Origin of the sequence: Plantactinospora solaniradicis (assembly GCF_042658085.1) — a bacterium.
Classification (GTDB): domain Bacteria; phylum Actinomycetota; class Actinomycetes; order Mycobacteriales; family Micromonosporaceae; genus Plantactinospora; species Plantactinospora solaniradicis.
Genome location: NZ_JBHSPR010000010.1, coordinates 903,023 through 917,963, shown reverse-complemented (window position 1 = coordinate 917,963; position 14,941 = coordinate 903,023). Strand labels below are relative to the sequence as shown.

At 71.0% G+C, this 14,941-nt stretch carries 16 protein-coding genes; 8 read left to right on the top strand and 8 right to left on the bottom strand.

What is annotated here, in order from left to right; translation table 11 throughout:
* Positions 1–17: 17 nt before the first annotated feature.
* Positions 18–1,199 (top strand): low temperature requirement protein A, encoded by a 1,182-nt coding sequence (locus tag ACFP2T_RS16830; protein ID WP_377422472.1) that lies wholly within the window; start codon positions 18–20, stop codon positions 1,197–1,199.
* Positions 1,200–1,207: 8 nt separating this feature from the next.
* Here the strand turns inward: ACFP2T_RS16830 and pdxR are convergent, their stop codons facing one another.
* Positions 1,208–2,629: a MocR-like pyridoxine biosynthesis transcription factor PdxR gene (pdxR, locus tag ACFP2T_RS16825; protein WP_377422470.1), complete on the bottom strand. Its 1,422-nt coding sequence runs from the start codon at positions 2,627–2,629 to the stop codon at positions 1,208–1,210.
* Positions 2,630–2,742: 113 nt separating this feature from the next.
* Here pdxR and ACFP2T_RS16820 point away from each other — a divergent pair, with 113 nt between their 5' ends.
* Together ACFP2T_RS16820 and ACFP2T_RS16815 are read left to right on the top strand one after the other, a co-directional pair.
* On the top strand, positions 2,743–3,366 hold the full coding sequence (locus tag ACFP2T_RS16820; RefSeq protein ID WP_377422468.1) for a mycothiol-dependent nitroreductase Rv2466c family protein: 624 nt from the start codon (positions 2,743–2,745) through the stop codon (positions 3,364–3,366).
* 63 nt (positions 3,367–3,429) lie between these two features.
* Positions 3,430–4,380, top strand: coding sequence for a DMT family transporter (locus tag ACFP2T_RS16815; RefSeq protein ID WP_377422466.1), 951 nt, complete (start codon positions 3,430–3,432; stop codon positions 4,378–4,380).
* On the opposite strand, the gene ACFP2T_RS16810 is transcribed toward ACFP2T_RS16815, so the two are convergent.
* Together ACFP2T_RS16810 and ACFP2T_RS16805 are read right to left on the bottom strand one after the other, a co-directional pair.
* Positions 4,281–4,973 (bottom strand): hypothetical protein, encoded by a 693-nt coding sequence (locus ACFP2T_RS16810; protein WP_377422464.1) that lies wholly within the window; start codon positions 4,971–4,973, stop codon positions 4,281–4,283. The two genes, ACFP2T_RS16815 and ACFP2T_RS16810, sit on opposite strands and share 100 nt — an antisense overlap.
* A 57-nt stretch (positions 4,974–5,030) precedes the next feature.
* Positions 5,031–5,621 (bottom strand): TIGR03086 family metal-binding protein, encoded by a 591-nt coding sequence (locus ACFP2T_RS16805; RefSeq protein ID WP_377422462.1) that lies wholly within the window; start codon positions 5,619–5,621, stop codon positions 5,031–5,033.
* Between the two features lie 62 nt (positions 5,622–5,683).
* Here ACFP2T_RS16805 and ACFP2T_RS16800 point away from each other — a divergent pair, with 62 nt between their 5' ends.
* On the top strand, positions 5,684–6,427 hold the full coding sequence (locus ACFP2T_RS16800; protein ID WP_377422460.1) for a DUF6597 domain-containing transcriptional factor: 744 nt from the start codon (positions 5,684–5,686) through the stop codon (positions 6,425–6,427).
* Here the strand turns inward: ACFP2T_RS16800 and ACFP2T_RS16795 are convergent.
* Positions 6,378–7,334, bottom strand: a complete 957-nt coding sequence (locus tag ACFP2T_RS16795) for a DMT family transporter (RefSeq protein WP_377422458.1) — start codon at positions 7,332–7,334, stop codon at positions 6,378–6,380. The genes ACFP2T_RS16800 and ACFP2T_RS16795 overlap by 50 nt on opposite strands.
* Positions 7,335–7,425: 91 nt before the next feature.
* On the opposite strand from ACFP2T_RS16795, the gene ACFP2T_RS16790 reads away from it, so the two are divergent.
* Together ACFP2T_RS16790 and ACFP2T_RS16785 are read left to right on the top strand one after the other, a co-directional pair.
* Complete coding sequence (locus ACFP2T_RS16790; protein WP_377422456.1) at positions 7,426–8,325, top strand: LysR family transcriptional regulator; 900 nt, start codon at positions 7,426–7,428, stop codon at positions 8,323–8,325.
* A 2-nt stretch (positions 8,326–8,327) separates the two neighbouring features.
* Positions 8,328–9,377 (top strand): phosphotransferase, encoded by a 1,050-nt coding sequence (locus ACFP2T_RS16785; RefSeq protein WP_377422454.1) that lies wholly within the window; start codon positions 8,328–8,330, stop codon positions 9,375–9,377.
* A gap of 169 nt (positions 9,378–9,546) precedes the next feature.
* On the opposite strand, the gene ACFP2T_RS16780 is transcribed toward ACFP2T_RS16785, so the two are convergent.
* Positions 9,547–9,885, bottom strand: coding sequence for a hypothetical protein (locus tag ACFP2T_RS16780; protein WP_377422452.1), 339 nt, complete (start codon positions 9,883–9,885; stop codon positions 9,547–9,549).
* A complete protein-coding gene (locus ACFP2T_RS16775) occupies positions 9,882–10,139 on the bottom strand; it encodes a hypothetical protein (RefSeq protein ID WP_377422450.1) in 258 nt (85 codons plus the stop codon). The genes ACFP2T_RS16780 and ACFP2T_RS16775 overlap by 4 nt, the downstream gene beginning before the upstream one ends.
* A 186-nt stretch (positions 10,140–10,325) precedes the next feature.
* On the opposite strand from ACFP2T_RS16775, the gene ACFP2T_RS16770 reads away from it, so the two are divergent.
* Together ACFP2T_RS16770 and ACFP2T_RS16765 are read left to right on the top strand one after the other, a co-directional pair.
* Positions 10,326–11,192 carry a helix-turn-helix domain-containing protein gene (locus ACFP2T_RS16770; RefSeq protein ID WP_377422448.1) on the top strand — a complete coding sequence of 289 codons (867 nt, stop codon included), beginning with the start codon at positions 10,326–10,328 and terminating at the stop codon, positions 11,190–11,192.
* Complete coding sequence (locus ACFP2T_RS16765; RefSeq protein ID WP_377422447.1) at positions 11,183–11,374, top strand: DUF397 domain-containing protein; 192 nt, start codon at positions 11,183–11,185, stop codon at positions 11,372–11,374. Before ACFP2T_RS16770 ends, ACFP2T_RS16765 begins: the two co-directional genes overlap by 10 nt.
* 230 nt (positions 11,375–11,604) lie before the next feature.
* Here the strand turns inward: ACFP2T_RS16765 and ACFP2T_RS16760 are convergent, their stop codons facing one another.
* Positions 11,605–12,882, bottom strand: coding sequence for an extracellular solute-binding protein (locus tag ACFP2T_RS16760; RefSeq protein WP_377422445.1), 1,278 nt, complete (start codon positions 12,880–12,882; stop codon positions 11,605–11,607).
* A 47-nt stretch (positions 12,883–12,929) separates the two neighbouring features.
* Positions 12,930–14,891: a vWA domain-containing protein gene (locus ACFP2T_RS16755; protein WP_377422443.1), complete on the bottom strand. Its 1,962-nt coding sequence runs from the start codon at positions 14,889–14,891 to the stop codon at positions 12,930–12,932.
* Between the last annotated feature and the right edge of the window lie 50 nt (positions 14,892–14,941).

The window sequence follows — 14,941 nt, the reverse complement described above, 5'->3', positions numbered from 1 at the left end:
ACGGGATGGGTTGACCGATGGCGATGGGCGGCGACGCCGAAACCTCCCGGCCGGCCCAGCCCGACCCGAGCCGCCCCAGCTACCTCGAACTCTTCTTCGACCTGGCGTACGTCTTCGCGTTGATCGCCCTGTCGAGGGTGTTGCTCGACGAGCTGACCTGGGTCGGTCTCGGCCAGATCCTGGTGCTGCTGCTGGCGTTCACGCTGATCTGGGCGCTGTCCGCGTGGGTGGGCGATCGGCTGGACCTGACTCGGCCGTCCGTCGCGCCGCTGATCATCGGCATCATGGCGGGCAGTCTGCTGATGGCGGGCGCGGTGCCCGAGGCGTACGGCGACCGGGGGCTGCTGTTCACGGTCACCTACCTGTCGATCCACTACGGCGCGGGGGTCTACGTCGCGCTGTTCGTCGGCGGTGCGGGGGTGGGGCTCAGTAGCAGCCGTACTCTTCTCTGGGAGTCCGCCGCCGCGGTGCCGTGGATCACCGGCGCGGTCCTGACGACCGGAGCCACCCGGGCGGGGCTCTGGGCGGTGGCGCTGGTCGTGGAGTACGTCGGGGTCGTGCTCGGTTGGCCCGCACCCTGGTCATGGCGCCGGCTGCCCCGGCCGCCGAGGCCGATTGGCGAGCGGATCGCCGAGCGCTACCGGCAGTTCGTCATCATCGCGCTCGGCTCGTCGCTGTTCCTGGTGGGTAGTTCGTTCAGCGCGGGCCCGTACACGACGGCGCGTTCCGGGGCGCTCGTCGTGGTCTTCCTGATCACGGTGCTGATCTGGCGCATCTACATCTACCGGGCCGGGGAACTGATGACCGGCACCATCTCCACCTCCGCCAACCCGGAGCGGCTCAGCCAGGTCGCGGCCTTCGTCCACCTGATCCTGGTGGCCGGCATCGTGGGTACGGGGGTGGGAAGTCAGCTCGTCATCGACCGTCCGTTCGGCGACACCCCGCCGTCCTGGGCGGTCGCGATCCTCGGTGGCCCGGCCGTGTTCCTGATCGGCCGCGCCCTGCTCGACTACACGGTGTTCGCCCACGTGAACCGGGCCCGGCTGATCGGGCTGCTCCTGCTGGCCGGGCTGGCGGCGGCCACGTCCCTGCTACCACCGATCATGGTCGCGCTCGCCGTCATGGGCATCCTGGCCTACATCGCGACGTCGAACCTGATCCAGACCCTCGTCAAACCCCTGGACCCGGTCACCCGCTGAGCCGCCGGTTACGTGTCGAAACTCTCCGCGAGTCGCCGCAGGCCCTCGTCGACGTCGGCGAGCGGGATTCCGCCGTAGCCGATGACCAGACCCGGCTGCGCCGGGCGGTCCGCGCAGTAGCTGGCCAGGCTCTCGACACCGACTCCGGCATCGCGGGCCCGGGCCAGCACCCGGGACAGGTCCACCGCGGAACCGGGGACGAGTCGGGCGCACAGGTGCAGGCCGGCGGCGGACGGTACCGGTCGGAGCCAGTCGCCGAAGCGCTCCCCGAGCACCGTCAGTACCCGCTCGTGCCGGGCCGCGTACTCCCGGGTCGCCTTGCGGACGTGTCGGGCCAGCAGCCCTTCGTCGATGAACCGGGCCAGCGTCCCCTGCGTGGTCAGGTCGCCGTACCAGTCGGTGAGCTGCTTGGCGGTATGCAGTGCCGGTTGCAGCGAGGCCGGTGCGACCAGGAAACCGATCCGCAGCATCGGCAGCAGGGTCTTGGAGAACGATCCGACGTAGATCACCCGGCCGTGCCGGTCCAGGCCCTGCAACGGTTCGAGCGGGCGGCCGGCGAACCGGTACTCGCTGTCGTAGTCGTCCTCGACGACCACCCCGTCGTGCCGTTCGGCCCAGCGCAGCAGCGCGGTCCGCCGGGCCAGCGACATCGGGGTGCCGAGCGGGTACTGGTGGGACGGGGTGACGTAGACCAGCCGGGTGTCCCGGGGCAGCGCGGTCACGTCGAGCCCTTCGGCGTCGACCGGTACCCCGGTCACCCGGGCGCCGAGTGCCGTGAAGAGCCGTCGGGCCGGCGGATATCCCGGTTCCTCGACGGCCACCCGGTCGCCCGGCTCGATCATCACCCGGCCGATCAGATCGAGGGCCTGCTGTGCCCCCTGGGTGACGAGAATGTCGTCGGCACCGGCGTGAACCGACCGCGAGACACCGATGTGTCGGGCGATCGCCGCCCGGAGATCGGGGTGTCCGGCGGGCTCGGCGTAGCTCGCGCTCCGCACGGTCGAGAAGCGGAGCTGCCGGGCGACGAGCCGGCGCCAGGTCTGCAACGGGAAGAGACGCGGGTCGGGAGTGCCGACCCGGAAGTCGTACGTCGGGGCGGCGTCCCTCGGCACGGCCGGGATGGAGTCCCAGAGCGCCCGTGGCCGTACGCCACTGCCGGCCGGGGCGGTCCGGGGGCGCGGGACGGAGACGGGTTGGCTGCCGACGTACGTCCCGGCGCCGACCCGGCCGACCAGGAAGCCCTCGGCGGTGAGCCGGTCGTACGCCACCGCCACGGTGTTCCGGGAGACGCCCAGTCGCTCCGCCAGTTCCCGGGTTGCCGGCAGGCGCTCGCCGGGCCGTAGCCGCCCGTCCAGCACGGCGGCGAGGAGCTGCCGGTAGATCTGGGCGGCCAGGTCACCGCGCCCGGTGAGCCCGACGTGCAGCTCCATCCGTCCTCCGATTGGCCCAATCAACTCTTCCAAAATTGGAGCTTACCCCTGGCCAATCGGCCCGGCTACCGTGACTGTCAGTGAGGAACTAGCCCGCGAGACGAGGTACGAGAATGGCGCCGACGACCGTCGACATGTGGTTCGACCCGATCTGCCCGTGGGCCTGGATCACCTCCCGCTGGCTGCTGGAGGTGCAGCACGTCCGGGACGTCCGGGTGCGGTTCCACGTGATGAGCCTGTCGGTGCTCAACGAGGGCCGCGCGGACCTGCCCCAGCGCTACCGGGAGTTACTGGACGTCGGCTGGGGACCGGTACGGGTGGCGATCGCTGCCGAGCGGAAGTACGGCACCGACGTGCTGGGCGCCCTCTACACCGCGCTCGGCACCCGGATCCACCACGACCGGCTTCCGCTCGGCCGGGACCTGTACGCCGCCGCGCTGGCCGAGGCGGGTCTGTCGACGGACCTCGCCGACGCCGCCGACACCGGCGAGCACGACGACGCGCTCCGGCAGAGCCACCTGGCCGGGATGGAGCCGGTCGGGGACGAGGTCGGCACTCCGGTGATCCACGTACCCGGCCCGGACGGTCGGCTGATCGCGTTCTTCGGACCCGTGATCACCCCCATCCCGCGCGGCACCGCCGCCGGCCGGCTCTGGGACGGCGTACTGCTGGTGGCCGGCACCGAAGGCTTCTTCGAACTGAAGCGGACCCGCACCCGCTCCCCGGGATTCGGCTGACGGCTGCGGCCGACAGGTGACAGGTGACGGCTGACGGCTGCGGTTGAGCCGGGGGGAGTGATCGTGAGTAGACGAGGCTGGATGCTGTTCGCCCTGATGAGCGTGCTCTGGGGAATCCCGTACCTGATGATCAAAGTGGCGGTGGCTGGCGTCTCCGTACCGGTGCTGGTCTTCGTGCGGACCGCGATCGGCGCGCTCGTACTGCTGCCGCTGGCGCTGCCCGGCGGCCGGCTTCCGGAGCTGCGCCGGCACTGGCGACCGCTGGCCGCCTTCGCGGCGATCGAGATCATCGTGCCGTGGTGGCTGCTCGCCGACGCCGAGCGCCAGCTCAGCAGCTCGATGACCGGCCTGCTCCTCGCGGTCTCCCCGATCATCGCGGTGGTGGTGGCCCGGCTCACCGGCGACGCCGAACGGCTCGGCGCGACCCGGTCGGCCGGTCTGGCCGTCGGGCTCGCCGGGGTGCTGATCCTGGCCGCGCCGGGGCTGCGGGGCGGGGATGTCCGGTCGGTCGTCGAGGTGCTGCTCGTCGCGACCTGTTACGCCACCGCCCCGCTCATCGTCGCCCGGCGGCTGACCGACGTACCCGGGCTGCCGATGACCGCGGTCTGCCTCTGCCTCGCGGCCCTGGTGTACGCGCCCGCGGCCGTCGCGACCTGGCCGGACGCGATGCCGAGCGGGCGGGTCGTGGCCGCCCTCGCCGGCCTGGGCATCGTCTGCACGGCGACGGCGTTCGTCGTCTTCTTCGCACTGATCCGCGAGGTCGGCACCTCCCGGGCGCTGGTCTTCACGTACGTCAACCCGGCGGTCGCGGTCGGCGCGGGGGTACTCCTGCTCGGAGAACCGCTCAGCGCGCCGGTCGTCGCCTCGTTCGGGTTGATCCTCGGCGGCTCGGTGCTGGCCACCGCGCGGCGACGTCAGTTCCCGTCGGGCGGGTCGACCGGACCGAAGGCGATCCCGTCCGTCGGGTCGACCTCCTCCAGCCGACCTCCGCGCACCACGAACGCGACGTCGTGACGGATCCGCGCATGGAACTCCGCCCACTCGGCCTCGGCCCACTCGTCGGGGTCCGCCGGATGGACCTCGTCGTACTCCGGCTCCACCGTGTGCCGGACCACGTGGACGACGTTGTCCCGTACCTCGATCCGCCACCGGTCATCCGGTTCCTCGCCCTCGGCCAGGATGACGCCGTTGACGACGTGGTCGAAGCTGAAGTGCGCGAAGTCCTCCGGGTAGACCCGGCCGGGCACCGGGTCGGCGAGTTCCCGGGCCAGCACGGCGTCGGGGCCGAGGAAGGTGTCGATCAGGTACGCCAGCCACAGCTCCGCGTCGTAGAACTTCTCCCCCTCGTCCCATTCGATCGCCGAGCCGTCCTCGGACGGCACCCACCGGCACCAGAGGCCGGGCTGTTCCGGCGGGGGTTGGCCGCCGGCGGCGACGACGTCCGGCTCGATGTCCTGCCCGGCGAAGCCGCCGCCTCCGACGAAGTACGGTCCCTTTCCCCGATGCATCCGGCGGGTGCCACCGAACCGGGTCAGATAGTCGCGCTCCTGCGGGTTGAGCGGTGGTACGACGGTTACCCGGCCGGTGAACGTCGTCGTGTAGCCCATCGGTGTGCCCTCTCGTCGTACCGCCGCTGGCCACGGTCGCCGGAGAACAGGTCGGGTTCAGCGGCGCCAGTCGGGGTCCCGGCCCATCAGGCCGAGCGCCCGGTCCAGTGTGGATGACGAGGCCGACACCGGAACCTCGGGCCCGTAGGCGCCCATCTGTCGGCCCTGCTCGGCGGTCCTCGTGACCTCCTCGTGCACGAACGCGAGAAGGTCGTCGTCCCAGCTCGGCTGTTGGCCGGTCGCCTGGGCCAGGTCCCAGCCGTGCGTGACCATCTCGCAGACGACCATCCCACCGATCATCGGCGCCGGCAGCTCCGTCGGACCCACGACGCGGGTGGTGCCCTGCCACGCGGTGGGCCGGCTCCAGGCCTCGGCGGTCCGCCCGACCTGCACCTCCAGGTCGGCGGCCCAGTCACCCCCGGTCAGATCCATCTCGGTGTCGGACGCGGCCGGTGCCGGCACGACCTCCTTCCGTCCGGCACCCTCCAGCGACGGACCCCAGAACAGCAGGTGGTTGAGCAGTTCGCGGACGTTGTACTCGGCGCACGGCGTCGGCGCGTCGAGCTGGTCGGGCTTGATGTTGCGGATGATCTCCACTAGAGGTGCCGCGGCACGGGCCGCCAGTTGTGAGTCAGGTAGGTCAGCCATGAGCCAAGGAGAACACGCTGCTCGGCGCATGTCTTGAACGAACGCGACATAGGCTTGCCGGCATGGCCAGGGATGTCCGGGAGCTCGCCGGGGCGTGGACGAAGTACCAACGCCATGCCTTTCCGGCCCCTTCACCCGAGCTTGCGCCGTACGTCGAGCGCTACTGGGTGGTCTCCTGGGAGTACGCCGAGCCGTACCGTCAGTTGATCGTGCCGTACCCGAGGGTGCACCTGACCTTCCGCGACGGCCGGGCGACGGTGCAGGGGGTCAGCAGCGGCCACCAGATCAGGGTGTTGACCGGCGTCGACGGCGTGTTCGGGGTGGCCTTCCGGCCCGGGTGTTTCCGGCCGTTCCTGGGTGCGTCGGTCTCGTCGATCACCGACCGGGCGATCGACGCGGGCGAGATCTTCCCCGGCGACCTGCCCGACCCGCTCGACGTGCCGACGGTGGAGCGGTACCTCCTGTCCCGGCGGCCCGAACCGGACGCCCGGGCGGAGTCGGTCGCGGAGATCGTGGCGACCATCGCCGCCAACCCGGCGATCAACCGGGTCGACGCCCTGGCGGACGATCTCGGCGTGACCGTCCGAGGGTTGCAGCGGCTGTTCGCCGAGTACGTCGGCATCGGCCCGAAGTGGGTTATCCGGCGCTACCGGCTGCGCGAGGTGACCGAGCGGCTGGACCGGGGCGAGCCGGTCGACTGGGCGGCCCTGGCTGCCGAACTCGGGTACGCCGACCAGGCGCACTTCGCCCGGGACTTCAAGAAGATGTTCGGCGAGCCACCGACCTGGTACGCCGAGCGCTACTAGCCCGGTCTCCGGGTGCGGAGCCGCGACGCTCGCTGCGGGTCAGCCCGACGCCCAGGAGCACGACGGCCATGCCCGCGACGATGCGAGCGCTCAGTTGCTCGTCCAGGACGATCGCGCCCAGCGTCACCGAGACCACCGGCAGCAGGTAGCCGACCGTGGCGGTGGTGGTCGGGCCCTCCTCGGCGAGAAGCCGGTAGTTGAGGTGGAACGTCACCCCGGTACCGAAGATGCCCAGGACGACGACGGCAACCACCGCGGCGAGGGTGGGCTCCACCGGGTTCGAGGGGAGGACCGGCAGGGCGACGGTGGCCAGACCCGTGGCGGCGAGCAGTTGGGCCGCGGAGAGGGCGAGCGGAGCGGTGCCCCGGCCGGTGAGCTGACGGGCCATGTAGGCGAAGGCCACGGCGTAACTGGCGGCAGCGGCGAGCAGCAGCAGCGCGCCCCAACTGGTCAGTCCACTCTGCTGCCAGGGGGCGAAGATGAGCAGGGTGCCGGCGAAGCCGAGCAGCAGCCCGGTCAGCCGGAGCGGATGCAGGCCGCGTTCCGTTCCGAGCACCAGGCCGATCAGCAGGGACCACAGCGGGGTGGTGGCGTTGAGCACGCCGGCCACCCCGGAGTCGACGGTCTGTTCGCCGACGCTGAAGAGGAAGAACGGCAGGGCGTTGCAGAAGAAGGCGGCCACCAGGAGGTGACCCCACGTGCCACGGTCGCGCGGAAGTCGCTGTCGGGCGGCGTACGCCAGGGCCAGGAGTACGGCCGCGCCGAGGGCGCAGCGGAGCACGGTGATCTGTAGCGGGGTCATGCCACCACCCAGCGCGATCTTGATCCAGAGGAAGCCCGAGCCCCACAGCAGGGCGAGGACGCCCATCCGGACGAGGGTTCGGGGTGGGCCGGTGAGCACCGTCATGCCTCCTGACGTGGGATCCGATCCCTACGGTGTCCCGGCTGCTGCCATTAGACAAGCGTAAAGATCTGCATGGAGTGTTAAGCTCTCCTTCATGCTCGACGTGCGGCGCATGCAGGTGTTGCGGGCGGTGGTCACCAACGGGTCGGTCACGGCGGCGGCCCGGGAACTCGGCTACACGCCGTCGGCGGTGAGCCAGCAGATGGCGGCGCTGGAGAAGGAGGCCGGGATAACGCTGCTGGAGCGGACCGGTCGGGGCGTACGGCCCACGGAGGCGGGCCGGGTGCTCACCGAGCACGCCGCCGGGATCGACAGGCACGTGGCCGAGGCGGAGACCGCCCTCGCCGACCTGCGGGCCGGGCGTACCGGCCGGGTGTCCCTCGGCTACTTCGCGACCGCCGGCGCCACCCTGGTCGCCCCCGCACTCGCGGCGCTGCGCCGGGACCGTCCGGAGGTACGCGTCGACCTGAAGCTGGTCGACCCGGAGGACCCGCTCCAGGAGGTGAGGCAGGGCCGGGCAGACCTGGCCCTCGTGGTCCGGCCGCCCGCCCGCCCCTCGGTCGACGGCATCCGGTTCGTCCACCTCTGCGACGACACCTATCGCGCGGTGCTGCCGACGGGGCACCGGCTGGCCACGAAGCGGGTGCTCGACCTCGCCGACCTCGCCGGCGAGCCGTGGGTCGGCAGTGAGTGGCCGGGCCCCTGCCTCGACGCGATCCTCGACGCCTGTGGCTCGGCCGGCTTCCGGCCGGACTTCGTGGTGGAGAGCGAGGACTACGCCACGGCGCAGGGGTTCGTCGCCGCCGGACTCGGCGTCAGCCTGGTACCGGAACTGGGACTGGGCAGCCGGCATCCCGCCGTGGTGGTCCGTAAGGTCCGTAACCCGCAGCCGGTCCGGGGGATCTACGCGGCGGTACGCGAGTCGTCACCGGCCCGGCCCGCGCTGCGCGGGCTCCTCGACGCGCTGCGGACCGCGGCGACCCCCGAGCGTTAGTCATGGCTGGCGAAGCGGTGCGGCCGCCCGTTGATCTCGTAGGACCGGAGTGGACGGCCGAGCCGCTCGGCCACAACCCGTTGAACGGGGCCACCGGTGGTATCTGGCGGGTGGACCGTGGCCGCCGGAACGCGATCTTGAAGATCACGACGCCGCCGGGCCGGGACGGCGTGCCGGCGCACTGGGTGACGAGCAGCGACCCGGGCCACTGGAACTACTGGCGGCGGGAAGCTCTGGCGTACCGCGACGGGCTGGCGGACACGGCCTACGCGGCGGCGGGTATCCGCGCTCCGGCCCTGCTGGAGTGGATCGACCGACCCGACGGATCGGTCGCGCTGTGGCTGGAGCACGTCGACGGCGTGCCCGGTACCGCCGCGACGCCCGCGAGCCTGGGCGAGTTCGCCGAGCGGCTCGGCGCGGGGCACGCGACGTGGCTGGGCCGGCGCCGCGACGAGCCGTGGCTGTCCCGGGACTGGATGCGCGACTACACCACGACCCGCCCCGTCACCGAACCGATCCCCTGGGACCATCCCACCGCAGCCGCCGCCTGGCCGCCCGAACTCCGCGCGGGCCTACAGGAACTCTGGCTACGCCGGTACGACGTACTGCGCGCCACGGACGACCTGCCCCGCACCCTGTGCCACCACGACGTGTGGCCGATGAACCTGGTCGTCGACGACTCGGGGCCGGTGCTGCTGGACTGGAGCTTCGTCGGCCCCGGCCCGCTCGGCGAGGACGCCGCCAACCTCATCCTCGACACGTTCTTCGACGGCCTGGTCGACCTGGACCTGATCGACGAGGTCGTCGAGCTGGTCACCGCCGGCTACCTCCGGGGTCTCGGTGGCGCGGTGGACGCGGCCACCGTCCGCCGCGCCATCGGGCTCACCGGCGCCGCGAAGTACTTCTGGCTGGCTCCGCTGATGCTCAGCCGGGTCACGGCGACGCCCACGAAGATCAGCCAGACCTACGACGTCCGGGACGCGGTCGCCATGTTCACCGGTCGCCGTCGCCCGCTGGAACTGGTCGCCACCTGGTTCCAGCAGACCCGCTGACCGGTCGACCGGCCCGAGCAGCAGCCCGCCCACGACCGCCACGACCATGATCAGCGATCGGCCGCCGCCCTCGGAGGCCCTCAATCACCCGAGCTGTCTGCCACCGCCCGGCCCACCGTCATGATTCTTGTAGATCTATGGTCCGCCACGCGCCCTGGCTCAACAAGAATCATGAAGGCGGGCTTGGCCCGCCCCGGGGCCGCTGCTGGTTGCCGCCAGCGTCGACCCCGAGGCGGGCCCGGGTGATGAGCAGGCGTGGTCTGGCCCAGGCGAGGAACCGGGCGTACATCCGCGCCGGGTCGGGACCTGGGTGCGGGTTGAGTTGGTAGAGATCGTCGATCGCCGCCTGGAGCATGGTGGCGAGGTAGATGTGCAGCGCGACCGGGTTGCGGGCGTACTCGATGGGTAGCCGGGTGCGCGCGACCAGGCACGGCCACTCCCTCGCGCAGGCCCGGCAGAGCCAGATCGGCCGTTGCGGCAGGTGTGCCCGGGGCGCGTCGGCGGTCATCGAGGGCCGCCGCCCCGGGCCCGGTGCGCCTGAGCGGGGGTGAGCCGCCCGGCCCGCCCGACCGCGTCGATCTCCATGATGTCCGGGCGACGGTGGCCGCGCCACCGGCTGTTCCGGTGCAGGCCGGGGCCGACGGGTGGGGCGGTCGGGGAGTCCAGCCAGAGTGGGGCCGCGATCGGCAGTTCCAGCGTCGGCCACCAGGCCCAGCCGGGCTGCTGGTCTGGGTGGTGGTGCGGGCGTCCGGGGTATGACATGGGGACCCTTCGGTGGTGTGGATGGGGGCCGCCGGGTAGCGGCCGGCGACCCCCGCACGGCACGCCCGGGTACCTCTGCGACCGATCCCTTCCACCGAGCGTGACGGCCTGCTTCCACTCTGGACGTGAAGGCTCTACGCTCGGTAGCCGATCTGACTTTCTGTGATCGATTGTGCGGGTGGAGTGATGCCCGTGTTGTGGGGTGGCGTACCCGATCCGGACCGGCCCGGCGTGTGGAGGAGATGTAGTGGGCGACCTGAACGATTCGATGGCGACTTCATCGTCGAGGAGATCCGCCGGGCCCGGTGCGGGGCCGGGATGACCCAGGAGGCGTTCGGCAAGGGGGCCAAGTGCTCGGCCTCCCTGGTCAGCGCGGTCGAGAACGGAACCCGGGCCTTGACGATGGAATACATCAGGGGCGCGGACAACGCGCTGAAGACCGGCGGCCTGTTCCTGCGCCTGGTCGAGCAGTTCGACGCCGGTGTCGGCTCGCCGGTCTGGTTCCAGGAGTGGTTGACCAAGGAACGCGAGGCCCGCTCGATCCGTTGGTACGAGCAGTCGCTGGTGCCCGGTCTGTTGCAGACCGAGGCGTACGCCCGGGCGGTGCTGACCGGCGGCCGGCTGCTCACCGCCAACCGGGTGGAGCAGTTCGTGGCCGCCCGGCTGAACCGGCAGTCGGTGCTGTCCCGGGAGGACCCGCCGCAGTTCGTCGCGGTGCTGGACGCTGCGGTTCTACGTCGGCCGATCGGCGGTCCGGCGGTGATGCGGGAGCAGCTCGACCACCTGCTGACCAGTGCTGAGCAGCCGCACCTCCATCTGCACGTGGTGCCGGACGGGGTGGGCGCCTATGCCGGGCTGGCCGGAGCGTTCATCCTGATGAAGGGCAAGAGCGGCGAGATCGCCCATGTGGACAGCGCGTTGCGGGCGTACATCACCGCCGATCCGGACGCCGTTGCCAGCCTGCACAACAGGTGGGAGAGTCTGAGGGGTGAGGCGTTGCCGCACACCCCCTCGATCGAGCTGATCACGGAGATAGCGAAGTCATGGACCTGACCGGCGCCGCCTGGCGGAAGTCGACCCGCAGCGACAACGGCGGAGCCTCCTGCGTGGAGGTGGCCGACAACCTGGCGGGGGTGGTCGGGGTGCGGGACAGCAAGGACCGGTCCGGGGCGGTGCTGACCTTCGGCCCCGACGCCTGGCGGGCCTTCGTGGCCGAGCTGGCCCACCGACGGTAGCCGGCGGCCATACTCTGGCGATGGTGAGATCTGGCGCCCGGTGGAAGAGGCCGGTCCTACTGGGGATCGCGTTGCTCTACACGGGCATCCGCGCGCCCGACATCCTGGGCGAAGGTAGCTGGCGATCCTGGGCGGCCGTACCGATCATCATCGCGCTTCTGTGGATCTTCGCGAGTGAAACCTGGCGGGCGGTCCGCGTGCCGAACGGTCGCGCGGAATCCACCAGCCGGTCAGATGATCTGGCCTCGTAGCGCCTTGGTCAGCCGCGTCACCGCATCCGCAGGGAGCTGGCCCTCGTCGCTCAGCGCCTTCGTCACGATGTCCTGGAAGATGCTGCTGAACAGCGCGTAGTGCGGGGTGACGGGCCGTGACTTGGCCTTGCCGAGCGCCTCCTTCAGGACCGGGGCGTACGGACGGGCCTGTTGCACCTGTGGGTCGTCGTAGACGGCGGTACGGGTGGCCGCGAGCCCGCCGTCGCGGAACAGGGCGTGCTGGCTCTCCGCGCTGGTGAGGAACTTGACCAGTTCCTGCGCCGCCGGCGGATTCTTGGTGCCCGTGGCCACGGCGAGATTCTGCCCGCCCAGTACACTTCCGCCTTCGCCGGGCAGCGGCGAGACCTCGAAGTCGGTCATCGGCCGGTCCCCGGTGCGGAGTTGGCCGTACGCCACCGGCCAGTTGCGCATCAGCGCCACCTCGCCGCGCTGGAACGCCGCCCGGCTGGTGTCCTCGCGGAAACCCTTCGACTGCGGATCGACCGCAGGCGGCAGATTCTCGAACGGCTTCATCGCGTCGGCCAGCCTCCTCAACCCGTTACGCACGCCGTCGCTGTCGATCACGACAAGGTCTTTTTCCGCGTCGTAGACATCACCGTCCTCCGCCCAGATGGCCTCCAGTGCGCTGACGGTCAGTCCCTCGTAGTGATCGAGCGGGGTGACGAATCCTGCCTTGAGGTCCGGCTTGGCGGCGACCAGCGCCCGCAGGTCGTTTCGGCCCGGCGGCAGCGTCGCCGGCAGGGTGTCCTTTGGCACGTCCTTGCGATAGAAGAGCAGGCCGACGTCCGTGTTGAACGGCAGGGCCCAGAGCTTCCCGTCGTACTCGCAGGTCTTTCGCGGTGCCTCGAGGAAGCCGCTGACGTCCACCGCGCCCTCCAGCGCGCGGATGTAGCCGGCCGTGGCGAATTCGGCGGTCCAGGTGACGTCCAGGTTGTAGACGTCGACATTCGGGAAGTCCGACTGGGCTCTCGCCACCATCTCGCTGTGCTGTTCGTCGGAGCTGCGGGACAGGATCTCCAGCCGGGCCGGTGTGTCCGGGTTCTCGAGGTTCCACCTGTCGACCAGCAACTGGCGCTGCCCACCGGTGCTCTCGTCCGCCCCGGTCAAGATCACAAGCTCTCCGCCCTGTGGGGTGGACGACGGGGAGGGCGAGGGCGGCTGGTCGATCAGGTTACGGACACTCGGGACGACGACCATCGCGAGCACACCCAGCGCGAACCAGGCGAGGCGTCTCACCCACGGCGTTCCGCGGCCTGGTCCGTTCCGTCCGGTCGACGTACCTGTCATCGTCCGCTCCATAGGGTCGTGAAGAGCTGAGCCATCGTCGTGGGCACCTTCCCCGGGGTGGCCGACCGGCATTCGCCCTGGCCGGCGTCGGTCAGCAGGTGCAGGCCGGCCCCCTCCTGGCCCTGGACGTCCTCGCACCGTGCGTCGCCGGTGGCGATCACGTACAGCCGGACGCCGTAGGCGGCGAACAGCTTGCGGACCTGTCGAGCCATCTCCCGCAGGGTGAATCTTCTGCCGGTGTCCTCGCCGTCGGTCAGCACCACCAGCGCCCGAATCCGCTTGTCGTCACGTCCACCGGACACCGCACCCATGCCCTTGAGGATCGTGTCGTAGAGCGGGGTCGTGCCGGCCGGCCTGACGGTTCGCAGCGCACCGACGACCGCCGTCCGGTGCTGGGGAGAACCTGCCGCGATGCGGACCAGTTGGGGCGAACTCCGGCCTCGAGCGTTCGGGAACGACCACAAACCGAACTCGTCGTTCGGACCGAGCTGCCCGAGCGCCTCGGCCACACCCTGCGCCGCGACCGTGAACCGGGTCACCCTCCCGGAACCAACCCCCTCCGCCATCGATCCGGAGGCGTCCACCGCGAGCAGGACCCGGCCGGACAGTTTGGCCTGCCGGTACAACTCCAGCGTCGCGGTCAGGTCCCTCGGTAGGCACGGGTTGTCGTCGTCCAGGCCGGCACACCTGTCAAGCGGCTTGGACAGTCCCACCTCGGCGAGGTACTGCTCGCCAGCACCGCGCAGCCAGTCGCGGAAGCCGTCGACCGCCTTGCCCTGCCGGGAACTGGTCCAGGTGAACTGCACGAGTGGGTGATCGAGAACCGGCCGGTCGACCCCCACCGGCGTCACGGAAGGCGGGGCCCACGGCGGCTTGACCGGAGCTTGGCAGCCGGTCCCGCCGAGGGTCCTGCCCTTCAACAGCCGCTGCCACGTCCGCGAGCTGGTGAGCACGGCCGTGGGCGCCTGCCCGGTCCGCAGGTACGAGCACAGCATGCTGGCCTCGTCGTCACCCGAGGTCGTGGACGTGAGCACGATCTGCTGCCGCTGCCGGGCCACGACCGGATCCACCATCCTGTTCTCGGCGTCGTGCAGGTAGCCGGTGGCGGCGAGCAACCCGGCGGTCGAGGACTCCGGGTCGGCGGCCGACAGCGACGCTCGGGGTTGGTCCAGCAGCGACGACACCAGGCCGGCCAGGGTCGCATCGTCGTTGGGTGACGACGAGGCCGACACGGCCGAGCCGGCGAGCACGATCGACGACGACGCGATCGGCGTGATCAACTTCAGCGGCGCCGGTAACCGCCCGTTCGCCGTCAGGTCGTCGGGCAGCGTACGGGCGAGGATGTCGCGGACCTGACGCACGTCCAATGTCGAGTCGGGTAGCCAGACGTCGGGACGTGGGCCCAGGTCGACGTATGGGTGTTCCACCCTCGTGTCGGCCCACTGGCGGGCGAGGGCACCGCTGACCGCCGACGTGTCCGCGGCGTACACGAAGGGGAACACCGTCGGGCAGCCGTCGTTGTCGCGGGCGGTGGTTAGCGCGTATTCCCCCGCCAGCTCGCGCGTCGACTGGAGGCCTTCCGGCGAGGTGAGGATGCGGAGTTCGGTGGTAGGGGGACAACCGCCGTCCTCGCCGCCGCCGCCGAACGGACGGACAATGACGATCATGGAAGCGGCGATGACCAGGACGAGCGCGCCGGCCGCGATCCTCCTGGCGCGACGCGGCACCGCCCGGTACAGCACCTCGATCCATTCGAGCAGCCAGTCGATGAACCGGCGGAAACCTATGATCCAGAGCGAAACCGCGCTGGCCACGATCGCGGCGAGCACCGCCAGCCAGACGGGGTCGGCCTCCTTCTTCACCACCTCTGCGGCGCCGACGATCGACACCGCGATCAGACCGCCTATGACGTTGCGCAGGTAGCGAAGTTTCCCGGACCGGCCTTCGTCATCAGCCACTCGGAATTCGCCTCCGCAGGATGCGTGGCGTGGCTGGCCGCCGCGCCTTA